Origin of the sequence: Bacillus sp. AFS055030 (assembly GCF_002574545.1) — a bacterium.
In the GTDB taxonomy this organism is placed as follows: Bacteria; Bacillota; Bacilli; order Bacillales; family Bacillaceae_G; genus Gottfriedia.
The window spans coordinates 96,384-105,783 of sequence record NZ_NUGT01000026.1 but is presented as its reverse complement, the minus strand read 5'-3'; the positions used below and the strand labels follow the sequence as shown (position 1 = coordinate 105,783).

The window sequence follows — 9,400 nt, the reverse complement described above, 5'->3', positions numbered from 1 at the left end:
AACTTCCCACAAACAATGCCGGCATATATGGGACCAAACGCAAACTTCCCACAAACATTACCGGCATATATGGGACCGAACGCAAACTTCCCACAAACATTACCGGCATATATGGGACCAAATGAAAATTTCCCACAAACAATGCCAGCATATATGGGACCAAATGAAAATTTCCCACAAACAATGCCAGCATATATGGGACCAAACGGAAACTTCCCACAAACAATGCCGGCATATATGGGACCAAACGCAAACTTCCCACAAACATTACCGGCATATATGGGACCAAATGAAAACTTCCCACAAACAATGCCAGCTATGGACTATCCAAAGTTCCAAGGCGGACCAGTTGTGTCACCATATGCTACAGGACCTAATACTCCTATGTATCGTGATGCATCAGAACCTTATTTTGATCCAAATTCGCAATTATTTACTCCTTATGCACAAAATCAGTCTTCATACGGAGTGCCTTATTTCGAGGAAGATGAACAATAAAGAATTTTATGTAAAAGGCGATTAATTTCTAATCGTCTTTTTTTTATTTTAACCATTTTGATACAGGAATAAATTGGAGTTTTATTTAATTTCCGTGTAAAAGCCTTCAGAGACCACTTTTTACTTAAAATGAATTTCAAACCATCAATTAACAATTTAAAATCCACTTAAAAAGGTCAACCTAACTTTGTAATACAATTTTAGTATTACAATTGGTTGTAATTAAAGGGAGGGTTTTATATTGAATAAAAAAGGTCTTATCGTTGCTACAGGTACGTTGCTAACAGCTTTAACATTATCTGCTTGTGGAACAGACAATAATGCCATGAATGACCATAAAAGAAATGTTGGTTATGATAAAGTAAACTTCAATAGACCGACGAACCCTTATGCTGTTAATGATCGTTATGAAAACGTTAACTATCCGAATAACCAAGATTATTTCACAAAGAGAAATAATCACTTCGGAAATGATCGTATAAATGAAGGATTAGGTAGTGAGTATACTAATGATGGCGTAATCCATGATGGAACATATGGAAGAAACCTCAATAGAAACTACACAATGGATCAAGTTCGTTATAATAATGATTTAAACACAGCTCCTCTTGTACCATATACAAATATTAGTTACAACACTAATATGAATGCGGGTGAACGAAAGTTTGCTGACCAAATTTCTAAACGAGTAGAACAAATGTCAAATGTAGACAATGCAACCACGGTTGCTGTTGGTGATCAGGTTCTTGTTGCAGTAGATTTGGTAAATGAAAATATTGATCAAAGCGCATTTCGTTCTAAAATAAAAGACACTTTATCACCATACACGACTGGTAAAAAAGTATATGTAACATTTGATGGAACAATTTTAAATAATTTAAAAAACATTACAAATAATGTTCCAAATGCCACTAAAAATGTGTTATACGATACAAAAAAAAATGTTAAACATATGTATCGTAATGTAAAAAATGATGTTAAGGATGCTACTAATCCAAACCGATAACAAGCCATTTTTACATTAAAAAGGAAGAAGCTTTCTTGCTTCTTCCTTTTTTAAAGTATCGTGAATATAGTAAGTTTTAGGAATCGGTTTTCACTATGCTTTAGAAAAATTATTCATTTTAGTTTTAGCATAGTTAACTAATGCGTTTGATGAGGTTCAAACAATATGGTAAAGTGATTTTTAGGTTGACCATAAGTACGAAGTGGTCAATTGGTTAAATAGAGAATTTTGAGGTGAGTTTTTTGAAAAAGCAAAATATTTTACAAGCTGCCACAAAGTCATTTACTATTTTTGGCTATAAAGCAACTACAATGAGTCAAATCGCCAAACAAGCAAACGTTGGAAAGGGAACAATCTATACTTTCTTCAAAAATAAAGAAGAATTGTTTGATGAAATCATTAATAATTTGATTGCTGAAATGAAATTTTTAGCAGAACAATCCATTCATGATGAAGATTCATTTATTGAAAAAGCTCATAAAGGGATTGAAGTATTTATTGCATTTCACAATGAACATGAATTGACTATAAAGTTACTTCAGGAACAAAAAGAAATTGGAACTACTGTAGTACATGACGCATTAAAAAGGTTGAATCAATCAATCATTTTATACATACAGAAAAAAATTGAAGAAGCAATCGCAAAGAAAGAAATTGTTGAATGTGATCCAGAAATAACTGCTTTGGTCATGTTTCGACTTTATACAACACTTAAAATCGATTGGGAGAAAGAGCACGAAGCACTAAGTCCTAGAAAAATTACTGAGTTATTTAACTTTTATATCCTAAATGGTTTATCAAAAGGTCAGGATTAGAGGTCAGGGTTAGGAGGAGAAAATGTTGATTTTTAAATTAGACAATAAAGATAAAAAAATGGCAAATTCAATTCTAAATGTACAGCTACCTGCATATATGGTAGAGGCAAAGCTAATCAATTTTGAAGGAATACCGCAATTAAAGGACAATGTCGAAAGTATTAGAGAATCCAAAGAAATCTTTATCGGTTATGTAATTGAGAATGATTTAAAAGGATTTTTGGCCTATTCAGAAGACGAAAACGAGTATCAAATATGCAGACTAGTAGTACATCCTAGTTACTTTAAGCGGGGCATTGCTAGTAAATTAGTTGATTATTTTTTAAATGAAATTGCCAAAAAGAAAAAGATAATTGTTTCAACAGGATCGGAAAATCTACCAGCCATTAATTTATATAAATCATTTGGATTTAAATTTCAAAAAAGTATTGAAGTGGCACCTAATTTTTTTATATCTTTATTTGAAAATAAATTTAATTAAGTTTTCATAAAGTGTTCATATTAATTTGATTCTCTTTAAATCGTTAAATGCTAAAATTAGATTGAGGTTCATAAAACATTTTTTCACCCCTTTCCTAAAGACGACTCTTTAGGTTTTTTTTGTTTAGAAGATTAATGGCATTTTAAAACTTTTAAACATCTTGGATAAAGATAAAAGGAAAGGTCAAACTAAAAAAGCTTGTATGATTTTGTCTAAAGGAGTGGATGTTTGTGAAAAAGTTCATTTTATTATTTGTTTGTTTACTAGCTTTCTTAATTCCAGCACAAACTGAAACATTGGCAGCTCATAATGATCTTCATCAGAGTTCTAACAAAAAGGGGATTACAATCATTTTACATAAAGTATATATAAACGGTGAAGTGATTGAGGAGATTTATATAAATCAACACAAAACGCTGGGACAAGTAAAAAAAGAATTTAAGGGTTGGAAAGTCATAGAAGAAAATGATGATCAGATCGTGCTATTGAAAAAAATAAATGATCTTTCACCTACTTTGAAGTCGAAAGGCTATTTAGGAATAAATCCAAATGGAGTTTTAAATTTATATATCGGAGTACCGAGTGGAAATAATATTATTGAATCTTTTTTTCAAATCGATACGAATAAATTAGAAGTAAATAAACAAAAGCAGCTAGAAAGAGGGATTAAAATATCGACCAAAAATCATTACGATTATCTATTACATTATTTAAAAGAGTATGAAAGAATCGTAAATTGAATTTCGGAATTCAACTATATATGATCTAAATAAAGAATCCACAAGGTAATTCATTCTCCTTGTGGATTTGTATTTGGAGGTTCAAATCACTTTACCTCATTTCTTTCCCATTCACTTCGCAAAATTGAATAAACATAAGTATCATGCGCTGTACTACCTTGTACTAAATATTTGCGGAGTAGCCCCTCATTCGTAAATCCTATTTTTTCTAGAAGTTTTTGGGAAGGTAGATTTTCTGGATAAACGATCGCTCCAATTCGATTTAGTTGAAGAATATGAAATCCATATGATAATAATGCTTTTAAAGCTTCTGTCGCAAACCCTTTTCTCCAATAGTCTGGGTGTAGTTCATAGCCAACTTCAGCCCTTTTGTTTCGTTCTTGATACGCAGTAAAACCACATGTTCCGATTAATTTATTTGTTTCACTATCAATCATCCCCCAACGGATGCCAGTGCGCGTTTCATACATTTCTCTAAACTGATGAATGACGTCCAATACTTCACTACTATTTTTTAGTGCATCTAGTCCATAATATTTGGTGACATCTTCTCTTGATAAAATAGTAAATATTCGATTAAGATCAGTGACTTTAATTTCTCTTAAATAAAGTCGCTCGGTCTTTAGAATTGGAAACATGTTCAAATCAAAATGGCCTCCCTATGGATTTTCTTAAGTATTGTGCTTAAAATGTGTACTTATATTTATAGTCATTTTTATAATAAATTTTTTATTTAAATCATATGTATAAAATTTTTATTTTCGACAGTCGACTATTTTTTTCCTTCTTCTATCTATGGTACAATGGAATACATGTAAAAAGGGGAGAAAACCATGTACGAATACATAATTGGAAAGATCGAATGGGTTGGACCAGAATATATAGTAATTGATCATAATGGAATGGGCTATCAATTATTTACTCCTAATCCATATGTTTTTAGACCTTCAAATGAAATCATAAAAGTTTATACTCATCATTATGTAAGAGAAGATGTTATGATGCTATATGGTTTTAAAACACTAGATGAACGTACTTTATTTCAAAAATTGTTAAGTGTGTCAGGAATCGGTCCTAAAGGTGCCTTGGCAATTGTTGCGACTGGAGAGCCAAATCAAATTGTGCAAGCGATAGAGGAAGAGGATGAGGTATTTTTAACAAAATTTCCTGGTGTTGGTAAAAAGACAGCAAGGCAAATGATCCTTGACTTAAAAGGAAAACTTGAAAAAGTCTTTGGAGCAGTTCAAGTTGATTTATTTACTGATCTAGATGCAGTTGAAGAAAAAGAAAATGCAGCATCTTCATTAGATGATGCAATTGAAGCTTTAAAAGCATTAGGCTATGCAGAAAAAGAAGTTAAAAAAATCGCACCGTTATTAAAGACTGAGAAACTGTCAACTGATGAATATATTAAAAAAGCACTTCAATTACTATTGCAAGCTAAGAGGTGATGGGAATGGATGACCGAATTTTATCAAGTGAAAGTAGTGGAGAGGAACTTGATCAAGAGCTTTCACTAAGGCCTCAATCATTAAGGGAATATATTGGGCAAGATAAAGTTAAAAAGAATTTGCAAGTTTTTATTGAAGCTGCAAAAATGCGAAATGAGTCTTTAGACCATGTTCTATTATACGGTCCTCCTGGATTAGGTAAAACCACTTTAGCAGCGATTATTGCGAATGAACTAGGTGTTGGATTCAAAACGACTTCAGGACCAGCAATTGAGCGTCCTGGAGATTTAGCAGCTATTTTGACTTCACTTCAACCAGGTGATGTATTGTTTATCGATGAAATTCACCGATTGCCACGAACTGTAGAAGAAGTACTTTACCCAGCAATGGAAGACTTTTTCTTTGATATCGTAATTGGAAAGGATGCAACTGCTAGGTCGGTAAGAATTGATTTGCCACCATTTACTTTAATAGGTGCAACAACTAGAGCTGGTCTCCTTTCTTCACCACTTAGAGATCGTTTTGGCGTATTAAATCGATTAGAATTTTATACAGTTGAACAGCTAGCATTGATCGTTAAAAGGACAGCAGAATTATTTGGAATGGAAATTGAAAATGATGCTGCCCTAGAGGTAGCTAGAAGATCTCGTGGAACACCTCGAATTGCAAACCGTTTATTACGAAGAGTTAGGGATTTTGCACAAGTTCAAGGGAGTGGAATTATTACCTTTGAAATAGCAAAAGACTCATTAATCCAAATGCAGGTAGATGAAGCAGGTCTAGACCATATCGATCATAAATTGTTACTAGCTATCATTGAGCGATTTAAAGGCGGACCTGTTGGGGTTGATACGATTGCAGCTTCGATCGGGGAAGAGTCACAAACGATTGAAGATGTTTATGAGCCATATTTACTTCAAATTGGATTTCTTCAGAGGACACCTAGAGGACGAATTGTAACTGATTTAACATACAAACATTTTGGATTGCAGGTGCCAAATCAATGATTGATCTGTCAAAAATTCTAATTACATTAGGAATTATCTTATTAGTTGTTGGATTGTTTATTCGATTTGTAGGGAAACTACCAGGCGATATTTTTATTAAAAAAGGAAATGTATCGTTTTACTTTCCGATTGTAACATGTATTATTATCAGTATTTTACTTTCACTTATTTTTTCATTATTTGGGAGAAAATAAAAGAGTACGAATAAATAGAGTTTGGAATAGGGAATAGTGCATACTCTCCCTTTCTCCTTACCTCTGAAATTTATGAGGTGTATAGAAATGGATGTAAATTTATTTGATTTTGATTTACCTGAAGAATTGATTGCTCAAACTCCTTTGTTGGACAGAGAAGCATCGAGACTAATGGTATTACATAAAGAGTCTGGAAATGTTGAGCATAAACAGTTTCCAGATGTGTTAGATTACTTACAAGAAAGCGATTGTTTAGTTTTAAACGAAACAAAAGTCATGCCTGCTCGACTATTTGGTGTGAAAGAAGATACAGGTGCCCAAATAGAAGTATTATTACTGCAACAAGAAGAGCAGGATGTATGGGAAACATTAGTTAAGCCTGCTAAAAGAGTAAAAGAAGGTACAATTATTTCATTTGGAGATGGCAGATTAAAGGCGGAATGTGTAGGAACTAGTGATCAAGGTGGAAGAAAATTAAAATTCCAATATGATGGAATTTTTTATGAAATCTTAGACCAACTAGGTGAAATGCCACTTCCTCCATATATTAAAGAAAAATTAGAAGATAGAGATCGTTACCAGACTGTGTTCGCTAAAGAAATTGGTTCAGCGGCAGCGCCTACAGCAGGTTTGCATTTTACAAAGGAACTCTTAGCGAAAGTTCAAGAAAAAGGTGTAAAGTTAGCATTTATTACATTGCATGTAGGGTTAGGTACATTCAGACCAGTAAGTGTAGAATCGATTGAAGAACACGATATGCACTCGGAATACTACTATATGTCTGATGAAACGGCTAAACTGTTAAATGAAACAAAAGTAAACGGTGGTAGAATCATTACTGTTGGAACAACTTCTACTCGTACAGTTGAAACGATTGCTACAGCTAATAACGGTAAGTTTGTAGGGGCTAGTGGTTGGACGTCTATCTTCATTTTCCCAGGATATAGATTTATGGGAATAGACGGGATGATTACGAACTTCCATTTACCAAAATCAACTTTAATTATGCTGATTAGTGCATTAGCTGGAAGAGAACCAGTTTTATCTGCTTATAAAGAAGCAGTAGATCAAAAATATCGCTTTTTTAGCTTTGGCGATGCAATGTTAATACTTTAAGAATTGAAAGGAATCGAAAAATGACAGCAATTCGTTATGAACATATTAAAACTTGTAAGCAAACAGGTGCGAGATTAGGAATTGTCCATACTCCACATGGTTCATTTGAAACTCCAGCATTTATGCCTGTTGGAACATTAGCCACTGTTAAAACAATGGCTCCTGAAGATTTAAAAGCAATGGGATCTGGTATTATTTTAAGTAATACTTATCATTTATGGTTAAGACCTGGTCATGAGATTATTAAAAAAGCAGGTGGCTTACATAAATTTATGAACTGGGATCGTGCAATTTTAACTGATTCAGGTGGATTCCAAGTATTTAGCTTAAGTCAATTCCGAAAAATAGAAGAAGAAGGCGTACATTTCAGAAATCACTTAAATGGCGATAAATTATTCCTTTCACCTGAAAAGGCGATGGAAATTCAAAATGCATTAGGTTCTGATATTATGATGGCATTTGATGAGTGTCCACCATATCCTGCTGAGTATGATTATATGAAACGTTCAGTTGAAAGAACTAGCAGATGGGCAGAGCGTTGTTTAAATGCTCACGAAAGACCAGAGGATCAAGGATTATTTGGTATTGTACAAGGTGGAGAATACGAAGAACTTCGTAAACAATCTGCAAGAGATTTAGTTTCTTTAGATTTCCCAGGTTATGCAATTGGTGGATTATCAGTTGGTGAACCAAAGGATGTAATGAATCGTGTTTTAGAATTTACGACTCCTTTACTACCAACGGATAGACCAAGATACTTAATGGGTGTAGGTTCTCCTGACTCATTAATTGATGGCGCAATACGAGGAGTAGATATGTTTGACTGTGTACTTCCAACGCGTATCGCTCGAAATGGTACATGTATGACTAGTGAAGGTCGATTAGTTATTAAGAATGCAAAATATGCAGAGGATTATACGCCATTAGATCCTAATTGTGATTGTTATGCATGTAAAAACTATACAAGAGCATATATCCGTCATTTAATCCGATGCGAAGAAACGTTTGGAATGCGATTGACTACTTACCATAACTTACATTTTCTGTTACAATTAATGGAACAAGTTCGCCAAGCAATCCGCGAAGACCGTTTAGGTGATTTCCGAGAAGAGTTTTTTGAACAATACGGTTTTAATAAGCCGAACGCTAGGAACTTCTAAAATTTACATAGAGAAAGGAAGATTTAGATGGGCAATGGTTTAATGGGGATTTTACCTCTAATATTAATGTTTATAGTTTTCTACTTCTTACTAATCCGTCCACAACAAAAACGTCAAAAGCAAACAGCTCTTATGCAAGCTGGAATTAGCAAAGGCGATATGGTTGTAACAATCGGTGGATTACACGGTTTAGTTGATGCTGTTAACGAAGAAAATAATACAATTACATTAAAAACTGCTGATGGATCACGTATGGTATTTGAAAGAAACGCTATTCGTGAAACAAGAACACAAGCTTAATTTTAATTAATTGTGTCGTAAGAAACGCTAGTTCCGTTTGGAAACTAGCGTTTTGTTTATTTTGTAAGGAATTAATGTCCGAAGTGTTTAGACAAATAATGAATGATCAGACTGATTATTTATTATAAGATTTATTACTTGCAGCATTCACTCCAAAAATAGACCCTAACATACAAACCCCTAAGAAAATACCATGATACATAAGTTGTTCCTGTGAAAAAGTTCGATCATAGCCAAGAAACTGTACAAAAAATACAAAAATAGAATATACTCCACTCGTTAATAAGCCAAGAATCCAACCTTTTTCTTTCCCTTTCGCTCCTGTAACAAAACCACCAATTAACATAACGATAAATGATAGGATCAGAGTTGTTGTTGTGACACTTGCTTCTGTAAGTGAAGTTAGTTTAAGTAGTAATGATAAAATTAAACTAATTGACAATACTAAAAGTAGAATAGTTAAAAAGCCAAAAGAGACAGCTACAGCTGTTTTTTTCATTCATATTCCCCCTTGTACACTCTTTTAATACAAGCATATTCATGAGATGGATTTTTAGAATACTTATAGGGCAATTACAAATAGTAAAATTATGAACAAATTTCTACTATATTATTTTCTTAGTGGATAATTG

At 33.3% G+C, this 9,400-nt stretch carries 13 protein-coding genes; 11 read left to right on the top strand and 2 right to left on the bottom strand.

What is annotated here, in order from left to right:
* From CN925_RS21325 to CN925_RS11810, 5 genes are all read left to right on the top strand, one after another.
* Positions 1–498: hypothetical protein (locus CN925_RS21325; protein WP_483295192.1), on the top strand; the 498-nt coding region annotated here is incomplete at its 5' end.
* Positions 499–739: 241 nt separating this feature from the next.
* A complete protein-coding gene (locus CN925_RS11825; protein ID WP_180232940.1) occupies positions 740–1,504 on the top strand; it encodes a YhcN/YlaJ family sporulation lipoprotein in 765 nt (254 codons plus the stop codon).
* A gap of 233 nt (positions 1,505–1,737) precedes the next feature.
* Positions 1,738–2,319, top strand: a complete 582-nt coding sequence (locus CN925_RS11820) for a TetR/AcrR family transcriptional regulator (RefSeq protein ID WP_098846424.1) — start codon at positions 1,738–1,740, stop codon at positions 2,317–2,319.
* 22 nt (positions 2,320–2,341) lie between these two features.
* Positions 2,342–2,800 carry a GNAT family N-acetyltransferase gene (locus CN925_RS11815; protein ID WP_098846423.1) on the top strand — a complete coding sequence of 153 codons (459 nt, stop codon included), beginning with the start codon at positions 2,342–2,344 and terminating at the stop codon, positions 2,798–2,800.
* Between the two features lie 230 nt (positions 2,801–3,030).
* On the top strand, positions 3,031–3,540 hold the full coding sequence (locus tag CN925_RS11810; protein ID WP_180232939.1) for a BofC C-terminal domain-containing protein: 510 nt from the start codon (positions 3,031–3,033) through the stop codon (positions 3,538–3,540).
* 86 nt (positions 3,541–3,626) lie between these two features.
* Here CN925_RS11810 and CN925_RS11805 read toward each other — a convergent pair whose 3' ends face one another.
* Entirely contained in the window at positions 3,627–4,178 is a 552-nt protein-coding gene (locus CN925_RS11805) for a GNAT family N-acetyltransferase (protein WP_098846432.1), read from the bottom strand.
* Positions 4,179–4,373: 195 nt separating this feature from the next.
* On the opposite strand from CN925_RS11805, the gene ruvA reads away from it, so the two are divergent.
* From ruvA to yajC, 6 genes are all read left to right on the top strand, one after another.
* On the top strand, positions 4,374–4,991 hold the full coding sequence (ruvA, locus tag CN925_RS11800; protein ID WP_098846421.1) for a Holliday junction branch migration protein RuvA: 618 nt from the start codon (positions 4,374–4,376) through the stop codon (positions 4,989–4,991).
* Positions 4,992–4,996: 5 nt separating this feature from the next.
* Positions 4,997–5,998 (top strand): Holliday junction branch migration DNA helicase RuvB, encoded by a 1,002-nt coding sequence (ruvB, locus tag CN925_RS11795; protein WP_098846420.1) that lies wholly within the window; start codon positions 4,997–4,999, stop codon positions 5,996–5,998.
* Positions 5,995–6,192 (top strand): DUF2905 domain-containing protein, encoded by a 198-nt coding sequence (locus CN925_RS11790; protein ID WP_056472616.1) that lies wholly within the window; start codon positions 5,995–5,997, stop codon positions 6,190–6,192. Before ruvB ends, CN925_RS11790 begins: the two co-directional genes overlap by 4 nt.
* Positions 6,193–6,279: 87 nt before the next feature.
* Positions 6,280–7,308: a tRNA preQ1(34) S-adenosylmethionine ribosyltransferase-isomerase QueA gene (gene queA / locus CN925_RS11785; protein ID WP_098846419.1), complete on the top strand. Its 1,029-nt coding sequence runs from the start codon at positions 6,280–6,282 to the stop codon at positions 7,306–7,308.
* Between the two features lie 20 nt (positions 7,309–7,328).
* Positions 7,329–8,468 carry a tRNA guanosine(34) transglycosylase Tgt gene (gene tgt / locus CN925_RS11780; protein ID WP_098846418.1) on the top strand — a complete coding sequence of 380 codons (1,140 nt, stop codon included), beginning with the start codon at positions 7,329–7,331 and terminating at the stop codon, positions 8,466–8,468.
* Positions 8,469–8,495: 27 nt separating this feature from the next.
* Positions 8,496–8,768, top strand: coding sequence for a preprotein translocase subunit YajC (gene yajC, locus CN925_RS11775; RefSeq protein WP_286138332.1), 273 nt, complete (start codon positions 8,496–8,498; stop codon positions 8,766–8,768).
* 115 nt (positions 8,769–8,883) lie between these two features.
* On the opposite strand, the gene CN925_RS11770 is transcribed toward yajC, so the two are convergent.
* Positions 8,884–9,267, bottom strand: a complete 384-nt coding sequence (locus CN925_RS11770; protein WP_098846417.1) for a TIGR04086 family membrane protein — start codon at positions 9,265–9,267, stop codon at positions 8,884–8,886.
* Positions 9,268–9,400: the final 133 nt, after the last annotated feature.

What these genes read in the sequence shown, in the direction of transcription:
- ruvB (WP_098846420.1), top strand. Translation starts at nt 4,997, where the DNA reads ATGGATGACCGAATTTTATCAAGTGAAAGTAGTGGAGAGGAACTTGAT.
- CN925_RS11770 (WP_098846417.1), bottom strand. Translation starts at nt 9,267, where the DNA reads ATGAAAAAAACAGCTGTAGCTGTCTCTTTTGGCTTTTTAACTATTCTA.
- CN925_RS11790 (WP_056472616.1), top strand. Translation starts at nt 5,995, where the DNA reads ATGATTGATCTGTCAAAAATTCTAATTACATTAGGAATTATCTTATTA.
- tgt (WP_098846418.1), top strand. Translation starts at nt 7,329, where the DNA reads ATGACAGCAATTCGTTATGAACATATTAAAACTTGTAAGCAAACAGGT.
- yajC (WP_286138332.1), top strand. Translation starts at nt 8,496, where the DNA reads ATGGGCAATGGTTTAATGGGGATTTTACCTCTAATATTAATGTTTATA.
- CN925_RS11805 (WP_098846432.1), bottom strand. Translation starts at nt 4,178, where the DNA reads ATGTTTCCAATTCTAAAGACCGAGCGACTTTATTTAAGAGAAATTAAA.
- CN925_RS11815 (WP_098846423.1), top strand. Translation starts at nt 2,342, where the DNA reads ATGTTGATTTTTAAATTAGACAATAAAGATAAAAAAATGGCAAATTCA.
- queA (WP_098846419.1), top strand. Translation starts at nt 6,280, where the DNA reads ATGGATGTAAATTTATTTGATTTTGATTTACCTGAAGAATTGATTGCT.
- ruvA (WP_098846421.1), top strand. Translation starts at nt 4,374, where the DNA reads ATGTACGAATACATAATTGGAAAGATCGAATGGGTTGGACCAGAATAT.